The organism is Actinomadura chokoriensis (assembly GCF_039529475.1).
In the GTDB taxonomy this organism is placed as follows: Bacteria; Actinomycetota; Actinomycetes; order Streptosporangiales; family Streptosporangiaceae; genus Spirillospora; species Spirillospora bangladeshensis.
Window position 1 is genome coordinate 20,286 of sequence record NZ_BAAAMW010000015.1, and the last position, 19,475, is coordinate 39,760.

The window sequence follows — 19,475 nt, forward strand, 5'->3', positions numbered from 1 at the left end:
ATCAGTGGTCGCGGACCCATGCGTCGATCAGGTAGGCGGCGCGGGGGCGCGAGTCCGGCAGGTAGTGGGTGTCCTTGATGTGGTCCAGGGTCTTGTCGGACGTGGCGAGCGCGTCGAAGATCGCGCGGGCGTCGCTGTCGTAGACGCATGCGTCGGCGGTCGCATGGATCACCAGGGACGGGACGGTGATGCGCGCGAGGTGCGGCGCGGCGGTGCACTGGGAAGTGCGCAGGCTCCACATCGACAGCCAGGAGCGCAGCGTGCACAGGGAGCCGATGCCGAACACGCCGTAGTTGGCCTTGGCGGGTTCGCCGAGGTAGCAGCGGTTGGGCGCGCGGTCGGACGGCTCGATCGCCGGGTCGATCATGCGGAGGTCGGCCCAGGTGCGGTGCACGTTGAACAGGGCGTCGCGGGCGCGGGTGCCCTTGAGGGCGTCCAGCCGGGCCAGGACCCAGTCGGTGATGCGCTCGTTGCGGGCGCGCTGCGCCGCGCGGTAGCGGGCCTGGAACTCGGGGCTGTAGGGCGGGCCGTTCCCGGGGTCGAACGGGTCGAGGGACGGGTCGACGGACAGGGCGTCGCTCTCGTCCGTCACCGACGGGTCCATCCAGGCGGTGAGGACCTCGGGGCGGCCGGAGTGGGCGGCGAGGGCGATGAACAGGTCGCCGGCGGGCAGGTCCTCGATCGCCGGCACGGGGCGCATCCCGGCGACCGGCGTGACGTTCGGCTTCACGGCCTGGGACTGGTAGGCGGCCATCAGGGAGCCGCCGCCGGAGTTGCCGAGCAGCACGATCCGCTCGGCGCCGGCCCGCTCGCGCAGCCACCGGACGCCCGCGCCGATCTCGGCGAGCGCGTGGTCGAGCAGGAAGTACGCCTCGCTGCCGCGGAAGCGGGTGTTCCAGCCGAGGAAGCCGTAGCCGCGGGCGGCGAGGTGCTCGGCGAGGTAGTGCTCGGAGAAGTCGACGTTGTAGTGGGCCGCGATGAACGCCGTCTTCGGCGGGTTCCCGGCGGGCCGGTGGTAGACGCCCTGGCAGGGGTGACCGCCCGCGCCGGCCCGGCCCACCAGGGGCGACGGCAGCCCCACGAACTCCTTCACGATCTCGCTCATCCGGGACCCCTCCGGCCGCTACCGAATCGGGTTCTGATCGTAGGGGGTGCCCCCGGCCCGGGCGGTTCGGGGGCACCCGTCCCCGGGAGGCGCCCGGACGATCCCTTATGCTGCGGCTCACATCCGTTGTGTCGCAAGGAGGCGTGATGGCGGATTCGCCGACAATGACGTACGGCGGCTATCTGCGGCTCGACGATCTTCTCTCCTGCCAGGAGCCGAAGACGCGGGCCCACGACGAGCTGCTGTTCGTGGTCATCCACCAGGTCTACGAGCTGTGGTTCAAGCAGATCCTGCACGAGGCCGCGCAGCTGCAGCGCCGGCTGGAGGACGGCAACAGCGCCGGGGCGCTGCACACCGCCCGCCGGATCGCCAAGATCCTCAAGACCGTGGTCGGGCAGCTGGACGTGCTGGAGACCATGACCCCCCGGCAGTTCGCCGCGTTCCGCGACGTCCTCGGCAGCTCCAGCGGGTTCCAGAGCGAGCAGTTCCGCGAGATCGAGGCCGTCCTCGGGCGGCGCTCGTTCCCCGCGTCGGTGCTGCGCGACGACGAGCGGCTCCGCGCCGCCGTGTCGCGCCCGTCGGTCTTCGACTCGCTGCTGCGCTACCTCGACCGCCATGGGTTCACCGTGCCGCGCGAGGCGTTGGACCGTGACACCTCCACGCCGTGGGAGCCGGACGCCGGCGTCCAGAAGGCGCTGCTGGCCGTCTACGCGGACGAGTCCGCGCCGGCCGCCGAGGTCTGCGAGGCGCTCGTCGACGTCGACGAGGGCGTCCAGGAGTGGCGGTACCGGCACCTGAAGATGGTCGAGCGGACGATCGGCGCGAAGATCGGCACCGGCGGGTCGGCGGGCGCCGACTACCTGCGCCGCACGCTGTTCGCGCCCGCCTTCCCCGACCTGTGGGAGGTCCGCTCGCAGACCGACGAGGTCCCCGGCGAGGTCCGCGTCCATGGCGGCTGACGGCGCCCCGGCGGGCGCGGAGCGGGTCGCGATCGTCGGCGCGGGCCTGGCGGGCTGCCTGCTCGCGGTGCTGCTGGGCCGCCGCGGCGTCCCGGTCACCGTGTACGAGCGGCGCCCGGACCCGCGCGTCGCCGGCGCCGAGCGGGGCCGCTCGATCAACCTGGCGATCTCCGCCCGCGGCCTCGCCGCGCTGGAGCAGGTGGGGCTGCGCGACCAGTCGCTCAAGCAGGCGCTGCCCATGCACGGGCGGATGGTGCACCCGCTGCGGGGGGCGCAGAACTTCCAGCCCTACAGCGCCGACGGCGAGCGCGCCATCAACTCCATCAGCCGCGCCGAGCTGAACAAGTCGCTGCTGGACACCGCCGAGGCCACGCCCGGCGTCACGCTCCGGTTCTCCCGGCGCGTGACCGGGGTGGACACCGGGGCCGGGGCGCTGCTGTTCGAGGACGCCGATGCCGAGCCCGCCGACGTCGTCCTGGCCGGGGACGGCGCCTACAGCGCGGTCCGCCGGTCGCTGGGCTTCGACCACGACGCCGACTTCCTGGAGCACGGCTACAAGGAGCTGACCGTCCCGCCGCGGGACGGCGAGTTCGCGCTCGACCCGGACGCGCTGCACATCTGGCCGCGCGGCACCTCGATGATGATCGCGCTGCCGAACCTCGACCGGTCGTTCACCTGCACGCTGTTCTGGCCGAAGGGCGACTTCGACGCGCTCGACACGCCCGCGAAGGTCACCGCGTACTTCGAAGAGCACTATCCGGACGTCGTGGGCCTGATGCCCGGCCTCACCGACGACTACGCGCACAACCCGGTCGGGTCGCTGGTGACCGTCCGGGCCTGGCCGTGGACGCGGTACGGCGCGGGCGCGACCGTGGCGCTGCTCGGCGACGCCGCGCACGCGATCGTCCCGTTCTTCGGGCAGGGCGCCAACTGCGCGTTCGAGGACTGCATCGAGATCGACCGGTGCCTCACCGAGGCGGGCGGCGACTGGCGGCGGGCGCTGTCGCTCTACCAGGAGCGGCGCAAGGCCAACACCGACGCGATCGCCGAGATGGCCCTCGACAACTTCATCGAGATGCGCGACCGGGTGTCGTCCCCGGTGTACCGGGCGAAGCAGGCCGCGACGCACGCGCTCGAGCGGCGCCTGGCCGGGCGGTACGTCTCCCGCTACGAGCTGGTGTCGTTCTCGACGCTGCCGTACGCGCGGATCCCCGCCCGGATCAGGCGGCAGAACCTGGTGCTCGGCGCCGCCGTCGCGGGCGGTGCCGCCGCGATGGCGCTGGCCGTCCGCGCGGCGCGGCGGCGCTAGCGGCGCCGGCCGTGTCGGCCGCGCCGACTGGTCAGCCGCGCCGGCGGCGGCCCGCGGCCAGGTCCGCGACGGCCGCCGCCAGCGCCGCCAGCACGAACCCCAGGATCACGATCAGCCCGTGCCGGAACGCCGTCGCCCAGTCCCCGCGCGTGCCCGCCACGGCGGCGAAGAACACCGCCCCGACGGCGGCGATGCCCATCGCGGTGCCGACCCGCTGCCCGGTCTGCAGGACGCCCGCCGCGCTGCCGCCCTCGGTGTAGTGGACCTCCGACAGCGTCAGCGTCTGGTTGGGCGCGATGACCAGGCCGCTGCCGAGCCCGGCGGCGAGCAGCGGCGCGGCGGCCGCCCAGCCGACGCCGCGCCCCGGCACCAGCTCCACCGCGACCCACACAGCGCCGAGCCCGGCGGCCACCAGGACGAGCCCGGCGGCGACGAGCGGGCGCCCGTACCGCGACACGATCCGGCCGCCGACCGCCGAGGCCAGCCCGGACCCGACCGCGAACGGCGTGATCGCGAGGCCGGCGCCGAGCGCGCTGTAGCCGAGGCCGTTCTGCAGGTAGAGGGTGTAGATGAAGAAGATCGCGGTGAACCCGGCGAAGTACAGCAGCGCGATCGCCGTCCCGAGCGTGTAGGAGCGCAGCCGGAACAGCCGCAGGTCCACCATCGGCGACCTCGCGCGGCGCTCCCACAGGACGAACACGCCGATCAGGGCGGCGCCGGCGAGGACGAGCAGCCATGTCGGCCCGCCGTGCCACTGCCGCTCCTGGACGAACGGCAGCAGCACGCACACGACGCCGGCGCCGAGCAGCAGCACGCCGAGCGGGTCGAGTCCCTGCCGCTCGCCGTAGATCGGGGCGGGCAGCAGCCACCACGCCAGGAACAGCGCCGCGATCCCGACGGGGACGTTGACGTAGAACACCCACCGCCAGCCGTCCCCGTGGCCGCCGAGGGCGATCAGCCCGCCGCCGAGCAGCGGCCCGACGGCCGTCGCGATCCCGATGACGGCGCCGAGCGCGCCGAACGCCCGGCCCCGCTCCGCGCCCTGGAACAGCTGCTGGATGAGGCCCGCGACCTGCGGGTTCAGGATCCCGCCCGCGACGCCCTGCACGAGCCGGGCGAGGACGAGCAGCAGGATCGTCGGCGCGAGCCCGGCGCCCGCGCTCGCCACCGTGAACAGCGCCAGCCCGGACATGAACACCGCGCGGCGGCTGCGGGCGTCGCCGAGCCGCCCCGCCGGGACCAGGACGAGCCCGAACGTCAGCGCGTACCCCGACAGGATCCACTGGAGCTGCGCCTCGGAGGCGTCCAGGCCCGCCCGGATCGAGGGCAGCGCCACGTTGACGATGCTGACGTCCAGCAGCGTCATGAACGCCGCGACCAGGCACACCGACAGCGCCCGCCAGCGGCGGACCCCGTCCCCGCCCGGGCGCGGGGCCTCCGCCGACTCCGTCCGCACGGCGGGCTCCTATCCGGAGATCACCCGGTGAAACCCGGGCCGGGAACGTTCCCGCCGGGCGGCTGTGCCACAGTTGCCGGATGACCGACTCCGCCCCGGGACCCGGTCCCGACGAACTGCTGTGCTCCGCCAAGGGCTGCCGCGCCGCCGCCGTGTGGGCGCTGCGCTGGAACAACCCGAAGATCCACACGGCGGACCGGCGGAAGATCTGGCTGGCCTGCGACGAGCACCGCGAGAGCCTGTCGGCGTTCCTGTCCCGGCGCGACTTCCTGAAGGACGTCGTGCCCGTCGCCGACCGCGACGCCCCGCCGCGGGACGGCTAGGTCTCGCCGAGGACGGGCTCCCCGGCCGGCCCCGGCACGTCCGGCGCCCCGCCCTTCCAGCCCTCGGCCATCTCGGTCAGCCGGGCGGCGGCGTCCCGGGCGGGCGCGCCGCGCCCGACGGCGAGGCCGAGCAGGTACGCGGTCAGCGGCGCGCCCGGCCGCGCGACCCCGTGCGCGACATCGCGGGCGAGGTCCAGGATCAGGCTCTGGTCGATGTCGCCGCGTTCCAGGCCCAGTTCGAGGCAGGCCGCGTTGATCCAGTCCTCCAGCACCGGCATGGGTCCCCCTTCGCGGATGGTCACGGCACCTCTGCCCACTCTCCCACGGTCAAAGCAGGCGCTCGGCGGCGGCCAGCTCCTCGGGGGTGTCGCAGTCGTACCAGGCGGGGCGGGCACCCGCCGGGACCGCGACCGCGGCGGGCTCCAGCGGCCCGAGCAGGCCGCGCAGCGACGCGCCCCGGTAGCCGCGCAGCGCCGCGCGCAGGGCGTCGGCGCGCCAGCAGCCGGCGAGCCACTGCTCGCGGCCCTCGCCGTCCAGCAGCAGGGCGCCGGGCCGGTCCCCCATCGCCGCCAGCAGCCGGTCGAGGTGAGCGGGGCGCAGGAACGGCATGTCGGCGGCCAGCAGCGCCAGCCGCGGCGCGCGGACCTCGGCGAGCCCGGCGCGCAGCGCGGGCACCGGGCCGGCGCAGGGCGGGTCCTCGCGGACGACGACGGCGCCCGGCAGGACGCCGCGCCGGGGCCCGACCACGATCAGCCGGGACGCGCCGGCCGCGGCGGCGGCAGTCCACTCGATGAGGGCGCGCCCGCCGACGGGCGCGGCGGGCTTGTCGGCGCCGAACCTGCGGGCCCGCCCGCCGGCCAGCAGGACGGCGTCGAAGTCCACTCAGCCGCCGATCGCGGACATGGGCCGGGCGGGCTGCAGGAACGACGGGTCGTCGATGCCGTGCCCGGCGCGCTTGGCCCAGACGGCCTTGCGCCAGCTCTCGGCCAGCTCGGCGTCGGTGGCGCCGGCGCGCAGCGCGTCCCGCAGGTTGGACTCCTCGGTGGCGAACAGGCAGTTGCGGATCTGCCCGTCGGCGGTGAGCCGCACCCGGTCGCAGGCGCCGCAGAACGGCCGGGTCACCGAGCCGATCACGCCGACCGCCTCCGGGCCGCCGCCGATCAGGAACGACTCGGCGGGGGCGCTGCCCCGGTCGTGGGCCGCGTCGGGGACCAGGTCGAACTCGGCCGAGAGCCGGGCCAGGATCTCGTCCGCGGTGATCATGTTCTCGCGGGTCCAGCCGTGCTGGGCGTCCAGCGGCATCTGCTCGATGAACCGCAGCCGGTAGCCGTGCTCCAGGCAGTACCGCAGCAGCGGGACGGCCTCGTGGTCGTTGACCCCGCGCATCAGCACCGTGTTGACCTTCACCGGCTCCAGCCCGGCGTCCCGCGCCGCCGCGAGCCCCGCGAGGACGTCGTCCAGCCGGTCGCGGTGCGCGAGCCGCTTGAAGACGCCGCGGTCGAGCGTGTCGAGGGACACGTTCACCCGGTCGAGCCCCGCCTCGGCGAGCGGCGCGGCCAGCCGGGCGAGCCCGATGCCGTTGGTGGTCAGGGAGATCTGCGGGCGCGGCGACAGCTCCGCCGTCCGCCGCACGATCTCCGGCAGGCCGCGCCGCAGCAGCGGCTCGCCGCCGGTGTAGCGGACCTCGGTGATCCCGAGGTCGCGGACGGCGAGGCCCACCAGCCGGATCACCTCGTCGTCGGTGAGCAGCTCCGGCTTGGGCAGCCAGTCCAGCCCCTCCGGGGGCATGCAGTACGAGCACCGCAGGTTGCAGCGGTCGGTGAGCGAGACCCGCAGGTCCGTCGCGGTACGGCCGAAGGTGTCGACCAGCACGGGCGCCCCTTCCTGCTGACCGGCGGCCCGGGCTTGTGGCCCGCCGGAGGTTGCGGTCGGTCAGACCAGCCTATTCCGGCGGTTGACGTTTCGTCGCATCCCGGTGGACCGTGATCTTCTGCCGAACATCAGGGAGGTTCCAGTGACGACGGTGCGCGAGTGGGAGTTCGCGGGCACGCGGGGCGCGGTCACCGCCCGGATCTGGGCGGACGGTGATCCTCGCTACATCGCGGTCCTCGTGCACGGCTACGGCGAGCACCTCGGCCGCTACGACCACGTCGCGGACGTCCTCGTCCGGCACGGCGCCGTCGTCTGCGGCCCCGACCACATGGGCCACGGCCGCTCCGCCGGCGACCGGGTGCTGATCGGGGACTACGAGGACGTCGTCGCCGACGTCCACACCGTCGTGGAGTCGGCGCGCGGCGACCACCCCGGCCTGCCCGTCGTCATGATCGGCCATTCGATGGGCGGCCTGATCGCCGCCCGGTACGCCCAGCTGCACGGCGGCGGCCTCGCCGCGCTCGTCCTGTCGGGCCCCGTCCTCGGCCGCTGGCACGCCGTCGACGAGCTGCTCCCCCTGGACGAGATGCCGGACGCGCCCATCGACACCGCCACGCTGTCCCGCGACCCGGCCGTCGGCGAGGCGTACACCGAGGACCCGCTCGTCTGGCACGGGCCGTTCAAGAAGCCCACCATCGAGGCCCTCGACACGGCCCTGCGCCGTATCAACGACCACGGCTCCCTCGGCGCGCTGCCCACCCTCCACGTGCACGGGGAGGACGACCGGCTCGTCCCGCTGGAGGGCACCCTCGCCGGCATCGAGGCGATCCGCGGCGCCGGCCTGGCCCAGCGGATCTACCCCGGCGCGCGCCACGAGGTCTTCAACGAGACCAACCGCGACGAGGTCCTGTCGGACGTGACCGCCTTCATCGACCGCGCCCTCACCTGACCGGCGCGGGCGCGTCCTCAGCCCTTGACGCAGATCAGCTGGCGGAGGCGGGCGACCACCTCGACCAGGTCGGACTGGGCCTCGATGACCGTCTCCAGGTCCTTGTAGGCGCCGGGGATCTCGTCGACGACGCCGGAGTCCTTGCGGCACTCGACGCCCCGCGTCTGCTCGACCAGGTCGTCCACGGTGAAGCTCTTGCGGGCCTTGTTGCGGCTCATGCGGCGGCCCGCGCCGTGGGAGGCGGAGTTGTAGGCGGTCTCGTTGCCGAGGCCGCGGACGATGTAGGTGCCGGTCGCCATCGAGCCCGGGATGATCCCGAGGTCGCCGCGGCCCGCGCGGATCGCGCCCTTGCGGGTGACGAGCAGCTCCTGGCCGCCGTACACCTCCTCCGCCACGTAGTTGTGGTGGCAGGAGATGACCTCGCCCCAGCGGCAGCGCTTCGCGCCGAACCGGTTGGTCACGACGTTCTGCGCGAGCGCCATCATGACGGCGCGGTTGCGGCGCGCGTACTCCTGCGCCCAGAACAGGTCGTGGCGGTAGGCGTCCATCTTGGCGGTGCCGGTGAGGAACACGGCGAGGTCGTTGTCCGGCAGGTCCTGGTTGTGCGGGAGCTTGCGGGCGGCCTCGATGTGGTGCTCGGCCAGCTCGTTGCCGATGTTGCGCGACCCCGAGTGCAGGACGAGCCAGATCGCGCCCTTGTCGTCGGCGCACAGCTCCAGGAAGTGGTTGCCGCCGCCGAGCGTGCCCATCTGCTGGCGGGCGCGGCCGAGGCGGGACCGCACCGCCGGGTGCAGGTCGTCGAACTGCCTCCAGAAGTCGTACCAGCCGCGCTCCTTCAGGTTGGGCAGCGCCGACGGGTCGACGGCGTTCTTGTGGGAGCCGCGCCCGACCGGGATCGCCTTCTCCAGGCGGTGCCTGATGCCGGCGAGGTCGTCCGGCATGTCCTCGACCGTGAGGGACGACTTGACGGCGGTCATGCCGCAGCCGATGTCGACGCCGACGGCCGCCGGGGACACCGCGTCCTTCATCGCGATCACCGAGCCGACGGTGGCGCCCTTGCCGTAGTGGACGTCGGGCATCACCGCGAGGCCCTCCACCCAGGGCAGGGCGGAGACGTTGCGGAGCTGGTCGAGGGCGATGTCCTCGACGGTTTCGGGGGCGGTCCACATCCGGATGGGAACGCGGCCGCCCTTGAGCGTCTGGTACGGCATGCCTTCTCCTTGATCGACGGGAACCGGACCGCGATCTATGAGGCCAGAGCCACCGGTCGCCGTTCAACCGGTTTTCCCGCCTCGGCGGGGTTCATCACCGTCCGGAGGGACGCCGTTCGGTGTGGCCGAGCCGGTCCAGGTGGCGCAGCAGCGCGACCGCGACGCGGCGGTCGGTGGACAGGGCATTGGCAGCCTGACCTGGGGTGAACGGCTGCGGGAGACCGTTCAGGACGCGCAGCGCGTCGTGGTCGGCGCCCGGCGGCAGGATGATGTCGCCCGCGTCGTCGGGGACGCGCAGGATCGCGCCGGCGCGCTCGGCGGCGGTGAGCAGGTCGCCGGTGAGGCCGAGCTCGTCGAGGCGCTCGGCGGACGGCGGGACGAACGGGGCGTCCGCGAGGCCGGCGCGGAGCCGCTCGACGGCCGCGGTCCAGGGCGGCGGCGGTGTCGCGGCGATCGCGGTGGGGGCGGCGGGCCGGGGGTCGGGCGCGGGCTGCGGCGCGGGGCCGTAGACGCGCCCGGCGTCGACCCGCAGCGGCGGCCTGACCAGCGCGGTGACCAGCTGCCTGGCCGGGAGGCCGAGCCGCAGCCGGACGGTCTCCAGCGGGATCCCGGGCGCGTGCGGGCTGCCCGCCGCGTGCCGGGACGCCTCCTCGGCGAGGCGGTCGAACAGCGACGACCAGTGCGCCGGGTCGGCGACCCACTCGCCGTTCAGCGCGACGGCGTCCGGCGGCGGCGCGCAGCCCATCAGCGACAGCTCCGAGCGCCGCAGCACGCCGTGCCGGCGCAGCACGATCGTGCCGTCCGGGCGGTCCGGCCAGGACGCCAGCTCGCGGGCGCGGGCCGCTCCGGCGCCGCGCCGCACCAGGGTCGGCGGCCGGACGTCCAGGACGCTCACCCCGGCGATCGAGCGGCGCGCCGGGTCGCGCAGGACGCCGGTGTCGCCGAGGTGCAGGGCGAGCCGGGTGTTCAGGGTCAGCCGGGCGGTGTCGGGGCCGAGCGGCCGCAGCCGGACCGGGACGGCGGCCGACCCGAGGTGCAGGGTCATCTGCCGGGCCAGCCGCCCGGACGCCTCGCCGAACCGGGTCCGGACGTCGATGCAGGTGGTGTGGGTCCAGGCGCCGGGGGTGACGAGGGCCATGCCGGGGTCGACGCGCCCGGCGTCGCGGAGCGTCAGCACGACGCGGGAGACGCCGCCGACGCTGTCGCAGGGCTCGCCCGCGCAGCCGATCGTCCGGACGCGGACCCGGTCCCCGGCGGGCATCAGCAGCAGCTCGTCGCCCACCGCGACCGTCCCGGCGGTGAGGGTGCCGGTGACGACGGTCTGCCGCCCGGCGGTGAAGGCGTGGTCGGCCCACAGCCGCACCGGCGCGGCGGGGTCGGGAACGGGCAGCCGGCCGGTGAGCCGGTCGAGGGCGGCGGCCAGCCCGTCCATGCCGGCGCCGGTGACGGTGCTGACCGCGACCGCCTCCACGCCGCGCAGCGCGGTGCCGGCGAGCCGGTCGCGGACCTGCCGGAGCGCGAGCCGCGCGTCGGCGAGGTCGGACTTGGTGACCGCGAGGACGCCGGCCCCGACGCCGAGGGCGCCGAGCGCGTCCAGGTGCTCGCCGGTCTGCGGCATCCACCCCTCGTCGGCGGCCACGGCGAGCAGCGCCGCGGGCACGGGCGCGGCGCCCGCGAGCATGGCCGGGACGGACCGCTCGCCGCCGGGGGCGTCGACGAACGCCACGCGGCGGCCCGACGGCAGCCGCGTCCAGGCGCCCGCCTCCCCCGGCTCCCTGCCGGTGAGCGCGCGCACGAGCGCCGACTTGCCGTGCCCACCGTGTCCGGCGGTGGTGACGACCTGCATCAGCGTCCTTTCCGGGCCGAGACGCGAAAGGCCGTGCGGGGGAATCCAGTGCGGGGGTTGTGCAGACGGAGGTCCACGGTAGGCAACCCTAGGGACGCGGGCGCTCCCCGCCAAACCCGGCGTGCGAGTGGGCGGCGAAATCGTCGACCATCCGGTGGACGAGCCCGGCCAGCCGCTCGCGGTCGGCGGGCGTCCACCCGGCGAGGGCCTCGGCGATCCAGCGCCGCCCGGACGCGCGGATGCACTCCACCGCGTCCGCCCCGGAGGGGCTCAGCCGGACCCGCCGGCAGCGGCCGTCGTCGGGGTCGGGCACCTGCTCGACGTAGCCGGCCCGCTCCAGCCGCTGCACCTGCCGCGTGACGTGCGGCGCCTCCACCGCCAGCGCGGCGGCCAGCTCGCCGGGCCGCATCGGGCCGCCGCCGTCGGCCAGCGCGCGCAGCACCGGGACGGCGGCGCGGTCGACCGGCACGCCGGCCGCGACGACGGTCCGGTCGTGCTGGCGGGCCCGGGTCAGCATGTGCGCGACGCGGCTGAGCGCCCGCTCGATCTCGACGGTCCCGGCCTCGGCCGGATCCGGCGGCACACCTGGCGACATACGGGAAACCCTACCGCTCTACACTTACTTAACTTAAGTAAGCAAAGCGCCGCGAGGCCGGTCCGCCGCCGACCGGACACCACACCCTGGGGAGGTTCGCATGACCGGCGCCCCGGTCACGGCGCACACGGCGGCCTGGCCCCCCGCCGCCGACCCGGCGCGCACCGGCCGCATCCTGCTCGCGCTCGCGGGGGCCGGGATGGTCGTCTCGGTGCAGCAGACCCTCGTGCTGCCGCTGCTGCCCCAGCTCATGGTCCGCTTCGACGCCCCGATCACGGATGTGACCTGGGTGTTCACCGCCTCGCTGCTGGCCGGCGCGGTCGCCACCCCGCTGCTGGCGCGGTTCGGCGACATGTACGGCAAGAAGCGGATGATCATGCTGGCGCTGGTGCTGCTGGTGGCCGGCTCGGTGGTCTGCGCGGCGTCCGGCTCGCTGCCGGTCCTCATCGCCGGGCGCGCGCTGCAGGGCGTCTCGTCCTCGATGATCCCGCTCGCCATCGGCATGATCCGGGACGCGTTCCCGCGCGAGCGGATCACCACCGCGATCGGCATCGTCAGCGCCACCATGGGCGTGGGCGGCAGCGCCGGCATGATCGTGACCGGGCTGATCGCCGCCCGCACCGACAGCCACCGCCCGGTGTTCTGGATCACCGCCGCGCTGGGCGCCGCCGCGCTGGCGCTGGTCGCGGCCTGCGCCCGCGACACCGGCATCCGGGCCGGCGGGCGGCCCGACATCGCGGGCGCGGTGCTGCTCGCCGCCTGGCTGGTCTGCCTGCTGCTCGCCATCAGCGAGGGCAACGCGTGGGGCTGGACGTCCGGCGGCGTCCTCGGCCTGTTCGGCGGCGCCGCCGCGCTGTGCGCGGTGTGGGTGGCCGTCGAACTGCGGGTGCGCTCCCCGCTGGTGCGGCTGAACCTGCTGGTCGGGGCCCGGTCGCTGTCGGCGAACGTCGTGTCGGCGCTGCTCGGCTTCTCGATGTTCGCCGCGTTCACGCTGATCGCCGGGTTCGTGCAGTCGCCGTCCGCGCAGGTCGGGTACGGGCTGGACGGCTCGGTGCTGGACGTCGGCCTCTACATGCTGCCGAGCACCGCCACGATGCTGCTGTTCTCGTGGACGTCCGGCAGGATCGCCGCCCGGATCGGCACCGCCTACACCCTCGCGGTCGGGTCGGCGTTCGCCGGGCTGTGCTACGCGTGGCTCGCGGTGTCCAACTCGCACGTGTACGACATGCTCGCGTTCAGCGCGATCCAGGGCATCGGGTTCGGGATCGCCTACGCGGCGCTCGGCACGCTCGCCGTCCAGCACGTCCCGATGGACCAGAGCGGCATCGCCAGCGGGATCAACTCCCTCGTCCGCACGACCGGCGGCGGTGTCGCCGGGGCCGTGACGGCGTCGGTGCTGGCCGGGCAGGTGATCGCCGGGACCGAGGTGCCCACGCTCGGCGCCTACGAGCTGTGCTTCTGGATCGTCGCGGCGGGCGCCGCCGTGGCCGCCGCCGTCGCCGTCGTCCACGCCCGGCGGCACCCCGACTGACGGCCGCGGCGGGCGCGGCGGAGCGGGACCGGACGGCGCGGGCCCTTGACGAACCGGCCCCCGGGCATGCCCTATAGGGGTGCGGCCCTCATCACCGAAAGGGGCCGCGGCGCAGATCGGGGCCAGGGACCCGCCACCGGGAGGACGACATGGGCGCCTACGCGGCCGCGTACGAACGCAGCATCGCCGACCCGACCCGCTTCTGGGGGCTGGCGGCCCGCGACGTCCGCTGGCTCGTCCCCCCGGACCGGGTGCTGGACGACGGCGCGCCGCCGTTCTACCGCTGGTTCACCGGCGGCGAGCTGAACACGTGCGACAACGCGCTCGACCGGCACGTCGAGGAGGGCCGCGGCGACCAGGCCGCGCTGATCTACGACAGCCCCGTCACCGGGACGGTGCGCACCTACACCTTCCGGGAGCTGACCGGCCTCGTCGCCCGGTTCGCCGGGGCGCTGCGCGCGCAGGGCGTCGACCGGGGCGACCGCGTCGTCATCTACCTGCCGATGATCCCCGAGGCGGTCATCGCGATGCTGGCGTGCGCCCGGCTCGGCGCGGTGCACTCGGTGGTGTTCGGCGGGTTCGCGGCGCGGGAGCTGGCCGTCCGGATCGACGACGCCCGGCCGAAGGCGGTCGTGTCGGCGTCCTGCGGCATCGAGGCGGGGCGGGTCGTCCCCTACAAGCCGCTGCTGGACCAGGCGCTGGAGATGGCGCGGCACAAGGTCGAGCGCTGCGTGATCCGGCAGCGCGAGCAGCTGCACGCCGACCTCGTCCGGCCCCGGGACGTGGAGTGGGACGAGGCCGTCGCCGCCGCCGAGCCCGCCGAGTGCGTGCCGGTCGCCGCGACCGACCCCCTGTACATCCTGTACACCTCCGGGACGACCGGGCGGCCGAAGGGCGTCGTCCGCGACAACGGCGGGCACGCGGTCGCGCTGCGCTGGTCGATGGAGAACGTGTTCGGCGTCGGGCCCGGCGACGTGTGGTGGGCCGCGTCCGACGTCGGCTGGGTCGTCGGGCACTCCTACATCGTGTACGCGCCGCTGCTGACCGGCTGCGCGACCGTCCTGTACGAGGGCAAGCCGGTCGGGACGCCGGACGCGGGCGCGTTCTGGCGCGTCGCCGCGCAGCACCGGGTGAAGGCGGTCTTCGCGGCGCCGACCGCGATCCGGGCGATCAAGAAGGAGGACCCGGAGGGCGCGCTGCTCGCCGGGCACGACCTGGCGGCGCTGGACACGCTGTTCCTCGCCGGGGAGCGGCTCGACCCCGACACCTACCGCTGGGCGTCGCGGATCCTGGACCGGCCGGTCATCGACCACTGGTGGCAGACCGAGACCGGCTGGCCGATCGTGGCGAACCTGCGCGGACTGGAGCCGATGCCGGTCAAGGCGGGCTCGCCGTCGGTGCCGGTGCCCGGCTACGACGTGCGGGTCCTCGGCCCGGACGGCGGGTCCGTCCCGCCCGGCGCCGACGGCGACATCGCGATCCGGCTGCCGCTGCCGCCCGGCACGCTGCCCACCCTCTGGCAGGACGACGAGCGGTTCGTCGAGTCGTACCTGACGAAGTACCCCGGCCACTACCTGACCGGCGACGGCGGGCACATCGACGAGGACGGCTACGTCTGGGTGATGGGCCGCACCGACGACGTCATCAACGTGGCGGGGCACCGGCTGTCCACCGGGACGATGGAGGAGGTCATCTCCTCCCACCCGGCCGTCGCCGAGTGCGCGGTCATCGGCGTCGAGGACGCGCTGAAGGGGCAGGTCCCGCGCGGCCTGGTCGTGCTGAAGAGCGGCGTCCTCGCCGAGCCGGAGGAACTGGGCGCGGAGCTGGTGAGGATGGTCCGCGACCAGGTCGGGCCGGTCGCCGCGCTGAAGGAGATCGCGGTCGTCCCGGCGCTGCCGAAGACCCGGTCGGGCAAGATCCTGCGGGGCGTGATGCGGGGCATCGCCGACGGCCGGGAGGTGACCGTCCCGTCCACGATCGAGGACCCCGGCGTCCTGGAGGACCTGCGGCCCGTCCTGCGGCGGGGCTAGCGGCCCGGGGGCCGGCGTCCCGGCGGGGCTAGCGGCCGCTCCGCTTCGGCCAGAACGCCGCCGTCAGGCAGACGCCGGCCGCCGCGAGCCCCGCCTGCAGGGCCGTCTCCCAGGGGCTCCAGCCGCCGCTGCCGAGCTCGAACACCTGGGCCAGGCCGGTGCCGGCGAACGCCGCGACGACGCCGGTCGCCATCAGCAGCCAGACCGGCATGCCCGGCCGGTCCGGCAGCAGCAGCTTCCCGAGGACACCGATCACCGTGCCCAGGACGACGGCGGCCGCGAGCCCCCCGATGGTCATGCGCGCTCCTCACTCCCCGTCCCGCGGGAACGGTCCAACGTTCCCTACCCGCGTCCCGCCCGGCGACACGGGGGGACCGTCAGCGGACGACGAGCGCGCGCCGCCCGCGCGGGACGAGCTCGCCGACGACCGGGGCGCCCGGGACCTCCCCGGCGACGAGCAGCCCGCCGGAGGTCTGCGCGTCGGCGAGCAGCAGCCGCTCCTCCTCGGCGATCCGGCGGAAGTCGGTGTGCGGCGACACCCACGCCAGGTTCCGCCGGGTGCCGCCGGGCACGAACCCGTCCCGGACGGCGGCCCGCGCCCCGTCCAGGTAGGGGACGGCGGACGCCTCGACCACGGCCGTGACACCGCTCGCCCGCGCCACCTTGTACAGGTGGCCGAGCAGCCCGAAGCCGGTGACGTCGGTGGCGCACACGGCGCCGCGCTCCAGGGCGGCGACGGACGCGTCCGCGTTGAGCCGGGTCATCGCGTCCACCGCGTGCGGGAACACCTCGCCGGTGGCCTTGTGGCGGGCGTTGAGGACGCCGAGGCCGAGCGGCTTGGTCAGCGACAGCGGGACGCCGGGGCGGCCCGCGTCCAGCCGCAGCAGCCGGGCGGGGTCGGCGACGCCGGTCACCGCGAGGCCGTACTTGGGCTCGGGGTCGTCGATGCTGTGCCCGCCCGCGATCGCGCAGCCGGCGAGGGCGGCGACGTCCCGGCCGCCGCGCAGCACCTCGCGGGCCAGCTCGGCGGGCAGCGCGTCGACCGGCCAGGCGAGCAGGTTCAGCGCCATCAGCGGCTCGCCGCCGACCGCGTAGACGTCCGACAGCGCGTTGGCGGCGGCGATGCGGCCCCAGTCGTAGGCGTCGTCGACGACCGGGGTGAAGAAGTCGGCGGTGGACACGACCGCGCGGCCGCCGGCGATCCGCAGCACCGCCGCGTCGTCGCCGTCCGGGCCGCCGACGAGCAGCGACTCGTCCCCGCCGGTCAGGCCGGTCACGACCCGCTCCAGCACCTCGGGCGGGATCTTGCAGGCGCAGCCGCCGCCGTGCGCGTACTGCGTCAGGCGGGCGGCCGGGGCGAGGCGGGTCACCCGCACGATTTAACGCACAACTATCGCAAATGATCAAGAAACGGACAGTACGGGTGCGGTCACCGAACAGGGAACATCCCGCCCGACCAGCGCGGAAATCCCGGAAACCCTTGTCCGAACGGCGTTCGGCATGATGCGATTCCCTCTCCTGCAAGTCATCACTTACTTTTTCCGAGGGGCGACATGGGGATTCCCGAACAGGGCGCCGAGCTCAGCCGGGCCGTCGCGGGCCGGACCGTCTGCACGAGCCTGGCGGAGACCGCCGAGAAGCACGGCGGGCTGCCCGCCTACTCCGACCGGGTCGACGGCGAGTGGAAGACCCTGACCTGGGCGGACACCCGCACCCGCGCGCTGGAGACGGCCGCCGGGTTCGCCGCCCTCGGGCTGGAGCCCGGCGACGTCGTGGCGCTGATGATGCCGAACCGCTCCGAGCACGTCCTGGCCGACCTCGGCGCCGTCCACGCGGGCGGGATCCCCGCCACGGTGTACGCGACGCTCGCGCCCGACCAGGTCGCGTTCGTGGCCGGGCACTGCGCGGCCAGGTACGCCGTCCTGGACGGCCGGGACCAGCTCGACCGCTGGCGGCCCGTCCTCGACCGGCTGCCCGAGCTGCGCACGATCATCGTGGTGGACGCCGCCGCCTGCCCGCCCGGCGACCGCTACCTCACCTGGGACGCCTTCACCGCGCTCGGCCGCGAGCGGCTCGCCGCCGACCCGGCCGAGATCGACCGCCGCTGGCGCGCCGTCGAGCCCGGGGACACCGTCACCCTGCTCTACACCTCCGGGACGACCGGCGACCCCAAGGGCGTCCTGATCACCCACTCGATGGTGCTGCACGAGTCGGCGATGGTGCGGCGCAGCTCCGTGCTCCCCGACCACCCGGCGGGCGTGTCCTACCTGCCGTTCGCGCACATCGCCGACCGCGTCCTCAGCTACTACCTGCCGGTCACGCTCGCCTCCCACATCCACTTCTGCCCGGACCCGGCGCAGCTCGGCGCGGTCCTGAAGGACGTGCGCCCGCACTCCTTCTTCGGCGTGCCGCGCATCTGGGAGAAGCTGATGGCGGGCATCCAGGCCGTCCTGTCCGCCGAGCCGGACGAGGCGAAGAAGCAGGCGGTCGCCGGCGCGCTCGAGGCGGGCCGCGCCTACGTGACGGCCCAGGAGTTCGGCAACACGCCCACCCCCGAGATCACCGCCGCCTTCGAGCGGGCCGACCAGGCCGTCCTCACCCCGATGCGCGCCCTGCTCGGCCTGGACCGCGTCCGGCAGGCCTCCAGCGCCGCCGCGCCGCTGCCCCTGGACGTCGCCCGGTTCTTCTCCGGCCTCGGCCTGAAGATCTTCGACGCCTACGGGATGACGGAGACGACCGGCGCCATCACCGCCAACCTCGCCGACTCCTTCAAGCTCGGCACCGTCGGCCGCGCGTTCGAGGGCGTCGAGCTCAGGCTGGCCGACGACGGCGAGATCCTGGTGCGCGGCGCCACCTGCACCCCCGGCTACCTGAACCGCCCGGACGCGACCGCCGAGCTGATCGACGCCGACGGCTGGGTGCGCACCGGCGACATCGGCCGCCTCGACGGGGACGGCTTCCTCACCGTCGTCGACCGCAAGAAGGAGCTGATCATCACCGCGGGCGGCGAGAACATCGCCCCGTCCCTCATCGAGAACCACCTGAAGGAGCACCCGCTCATCGGCCAGGCCCTCGCCTTCGGCGACCGCCGCCCCTACGTCGTCGCCCTCATCACCCTCGACGGCGAGGTCGCCCCCGTGTGGGCCGCCGCCCACGGCATCGACACCGCCGACCTCGCCGCGCTCGCCGACCACCCCCTCGTCCTGGAGGAGGTCGCCAAGGCCGTCGAGGACGCCAACACGCGGCTCGCCCGCGTCCAGCAGGTCAAGAAGTGGCGCCTGCTGCCCGCCGAGTGGACCGCCGAGAGCGAGGAGCTGACCCCGACCCTCAAGCTCAAGCGCCGCGTCGTCCACACCAAGTACTCCCTCGACATCGACGCGCTCTACGCGGGCTGACCGCGGGCCCCGCGGGCTAAGATCACTGGCGGAGGCGTGTGAGCGCCTGGTGGCCTCCCCGGCCTTCAAAGCCGACGGTCCCGAGGATCTCGGGACGGCGGGTTCGATTCCCGTACGCCTCCGCCACCGCCCGCCCCCGCCGACGGGCGGGGGCGCGGCGTAGCGTGGAGGTATGCGGAGGCGGAAGATCGCCTACGGGATCATGATGGGGACGTGCCTCGTCCTCTTCGTGCTGGCGTGGGCCGTCGTGCGGGACTGGTCGCACACCGCCGCGATCGTCATGTCGGTGGTGGCGCTCGCCATCCCGCCGTTCGCGGCGATCGTGGCGAACTGGAACATCGACCGCCGCGACTGACGGCCGCCGCGACCGTGCTACTCGGCGCCCTTGGGCTGCGGGGGCTCCTTCATGCTGAAGCGGACCTGGTCGCCGTCGACCGCGGTGACGGTGACGATCAGCGGGTACTCGCGGCCGTTGGCGTCCTTCACGGTGCAGTCGATGGTGGCGCCGACCTCGCCCTTGAGGTCCTCGGGGCATTCGGCGGTGGCCGGGCCGATGCCGCCGTCGTCGAAGGGCGGGCCGAACTTGGCGACGATCTGCTCCTCCACCTTGTCGGCGGAGACGGTCTTGCCGATCGAGATGCTCTTGTTCACCTCGCAGGCGGTGGTGGCCAGCGCGAGGGCGCCGAGCAGGGCGGGAACGAGCAGGAACTTGCGCATCGGTGACGTGACTCCTCGTGACGGGCGGCGCCGGGTCGTGCGGCGCCGTGTCGTGCGGCGCCCCGGTCCCCTTGGGGCGCGCTTCAGCACGTTCCGATGATCGGTTTCGCGGTGACCCGGCGGCCAGGGCATCCCGTCCCGAGTAGAAAAGGACCATAAACGGGACAGAACGTCCCG

The 19,475-nt window shown here is 74.6% G+C and carries 19 protein-coding genes and 1 tRNA gene; 9 read left to right on the plus strand and 11 right to left on the minus strand.

The features are described 5' to 3' along the window. Position 1: 1 nt before the first annotated feature. On the minus strand, positions 2 to 1,105 hold the full coding sequence (locus ABFX46_RS27805) for an alpha/beta hydrolase (protein WP_346046573.1): 1,104 nt from the start codon (positions 1,103 to 1,105) through the stop codon (positions 2 to 4). A gap of 146 nt (positions 1,106 to 1,251) precedes the next feature. Here ABFX46_RS27805 and ABFX46_RS27810 point away from each other — a divergent pair, with 146 nt between their 5' ends. Both ABFX46_RS27810 and ABFX46_RS27815 read left to right on the plus strand, forming a co-directional pair. Continuing rightward, entirely contained in the window at positions 1,252 to 2,064 is an 813-nt protein-coding gene (locus tag ABFX46_RS27810; protein WP_346046575.1) for a tryptophan 2,3-dioxygenase, read from the plus strand. Then, a complete protein-coding gene (locus tag ABFX46_RS27815) occupies positions 2,054 to 3,373 on the plus strand; it encodes an FAD-dependent oxidoreductase (protein WP_346046576.1) in 1,320 nt (439 codons plus the stop codon). Before ABFX46_RS27810 ends, ABFX46_RS27815 begins: the two co-directional genes overlap by 11 nt. A 31-nt stretch (positions 3,374 to 3,404) precedes the next feature. Here ABFX46_RS27815 and ABFX46_RS27820 read toward each other — a convergent pair whose 3' ends face one another. Beyond that, on the minus strand, positions 3,405 to 4,829 hold the full coding sequence (locus tag ABFX46_RS27820; RefSeq protein WP_346046578.1) for a DHA2 family efflux MFS transporter permease subunit: 1,425 nt from the start codon (positions 4,827 to 4,829) through the stop codon (positions 3,405 to 3,407). 80 nt (positions 4,830 to 4,909) lie between these two features. On the opposite strand from ABFX46_RS27820, the gene ABFX46_RS27825 reads away from it, so the two are divergent. After that, positions 4,910 to 5,152, plus strand: coding sequence for a hypothetical protein (locus ABFX46_RS27825; RefSeq protein WP_346046580.1), 243 nt, complete (start codon positions 4,910 to 4,912; stop codon positions 5,150 to 5,152). Here the strand turns inward: ABFX46_RS27825 and ABFX46_RS27830 are convergent. From ABFX46_RS27830 to moaA, 3 genes are read right to left on the minus strand one after another with little or no spacing between them, the layout of a single operon-like run. Further along, positions 5,149 to 5,430, minus strand: a complete 282-nt coding sequence (locus ABFX46_RS27830) for a DUF6457 domain-containing protein (RefSeq protein ID WP_346046582.1) — start codon at positions 5,428 to 5,430, stop codon at positions 5,149 to 5,151. The two genes, ABFX46_RS27825 and ABFX46_RS27830, sit on opposite strands and share 4 nt — an antisense overlap. A gap of 49 nt (positions 5,431 to 5,479) precedes the next feature. Continuing rightward, the gene (mobA, locus tag ABFX46_RS27835) at positions 5,480 to 6,034 is read right to left on the minus strand and encodes a molybdenum cofactor guanylyltransferase (protein ID WP_346046583.1); all 555 of its coding nucleotides are present in this window, start codon (positions 6,032 to 6,034) and stop codon (positions 5,480 to 5,482) included. Then, positions 6,035 to 7,024 carry a GTP 3',8-cyclase MoaA gene (gene moaA / locus ABFX46_RS27840; protein ID WP_346046585.1) on the minus strand — a complete coding sequence of 330 codons (990 nt, stop codon included), beginning with the start codon at positions 7,022 to 7,024 and terminating at the stop codon, positions 6,035 to 6,037. It abuts the gene before it with no gap. A 142-nt stretch (positions 7,025 to 7,166) separates the two neighbouring features. On the opposite strand from moaA, the gene ABFX46_RS27845 reads away from it, so the two are divergent. Then, a complete protein-coding gene (locus tag ABFX46_RS27845) occupies positions 7,167 to 7,973 on the plus strand; it encodes an alpha/beta hydrolase (RefSeq protein WP_346046587.1) in 807 nt (268 codons plus the stop codon). Positions 7,974 to 7,990: 17 nt separating this feature from the next. Here ABFX46_RS27845 and ABFX46_RS27850 read toward each other — a convergent pair whose 3' ends face one another. The 3 genes from ABFX46_RS27850 to ABFX46_RS27860 form a co-directional block, all read right to left on the minus strand. Continuing rightward, the gene (locus ABFX46_RS27850) at positions 7,991 to 9,184 is read right to left on the minus strand and encodes an RtcB family protein (RefSeq protein WP_346046589.1); all 1,194 of its coding nucleotides are present in this window, start codon (positions 9,182 to 9,184) and stop codon (positions 7,991 to 7,993) included. Between the two features lie 94 nt (positions 9,185 to 9,278). Further along, entirely contained in the window at positions 9,279 to 11,030 is a 1,752-nt protein-coding gene (locus tag ABFX46_RS27855; protein WP_346046591.1) for a SelB domain-containing protein, read from the minus strand. Positions 11,031 to 11,118: 88 nt separating this feature from the next. Further along, the gene (locus tag ABFX46_RS27860) at positions 11,119 to 11,625 is read right to left on the minus strand and encodes a MarR family winged helix-turn-helix transcriptional regulator (RefSeq protein ID WP_346046593.1); all 507 of its coding nucleotides are present in this window, start codon (positions 11,623 to 11,625) and stop codon (positions 11,119 to 11,121) included. A 100-nt stretch (positions 11,626 to 11,725) separates the two neighbouring features. On the opposite strand from ABFX46_RS27860, the gene ABFX46_RS27865 reads away from it, so the two are divergent. Together ABFX46_RS27865 and ABFX46_RS27870 are read left to right on the plus strand one after the other, a co-directional pair. Next, positions 11,726 to 13,156 carry an MFS transporter gene (locus ABFX46_RS27865; RefSeq protein WP_346046595.1) on the plus strand — a complete coding sequence of 477 codons (1,431 nt, stop codon included), beginning with the start codon at positions 11,726 to 11,728 and terminating at the stop codon, positions 13,154 to 13,156. A gap of 149 nt (positions 13,157 to 13,305) precedes the next feature. Then, positions 13,306 to 15,186, plus strand: coding sequence for a propionyl-CoA synthetase (locus ABFX46_RS27870; RefSeq protein ID WP_346046597.1), 1,881 nt, complete (start codon positions 13,306 to 13,308; stop codon positions 15,184 to 15,186). Between the two features lie 28 nt (positions 15,187 to 15,214). Here ABFX46_RS27870 and ABFX46_RS27875 read toward each other — a convergent pair whose 3' ends face one another. Both ABFX46_RS27875 and selD read right to left on the minus strand, forming a co-directional pair. After that, complete coding sequence (locus ABFX46_RS27875; protein WP_346046599.1) at positions 15,215 to 15,484, minus strand: GlsB/YeaQ/YmgE family stress response membrane protein; 270 nt, start codon at positions 15,482 to 15,484, stop codon at positions 15,215 to 15,217. A 79-nt stretch (positions 15,485 to 15,563) separates the two neighbouring features. After that, complete coding sequence (selD, locus tag ABFX46_RS27880) at positions 15,564 to 16,556, minus strand: selenide, water dikinase SelD (protein WP_346046601.1); 993 nt, start codon at positions 16,554 to 16,556, stop codon at positions 15,564 to 15,566. 183 nt (positions 16,557 to 16,739) lie between these two features. On the opposite strand from selD, the gene ABFX46_RS27885 reads away from it, so the two are divergent. The 3 genes from ABFX46_RS27885 to ABFX46_RS27895 all read left to right on the plus strand — a co-directional run bounded on the left by ABFX46_RS27885 (position 16,740) and on the right by ABFX46_RS27895 (position 18,936). Next, positions 16,740 to 18,581, plus strand: coding sequence for an AMP-dependent synthetase/ligase (locus tag ABFX46_RS27885; protein ID WP_346046603.1), 1,842 nt, complete (start codon positions 16,740 to 16,742; stop codon positions 18,579 to 18,581). 30 nt (positions 18,582 to 18,611) lie between these two features. Further along, positions 18,612 to 18,707 (plus strand) — tRNA-Sec (locus ABFX46_RS27890). A gap of 46 nt (positions 18,708 to 18,753) precedes the next feature. After that, positions 18,754 to 18,936, plus strand: a complete 183-nt coding sequence (locus ABFX46_RS27895; protein ID WP_131943390.1) for a DUF3099 domain-containing protein — start codon at positions 18,754 to 18,756, stop codon at positions 18,934 to 18,936. 17 nt (positions 18,937 to 18,953) lie between these two features. Here the strand turns inward: ABFX46_RS27895 and ABFX46_RS27900 are convergent, their stop codons facing one another. Further along, on the minus strand, positions 18,954 to 19,298 hold the full coding sequence (locus ABFX46_RS27900; RefSeq protein ID WP_346046605.1) for a DUF4333 domain-containing protein: 345 nt from the start codon (positions 19,296 to 19,298) through the stop codon (positions 18,954 to 18,956). Positions 19,299 to 19,475 lie beyond the last annotated feature (177 nt).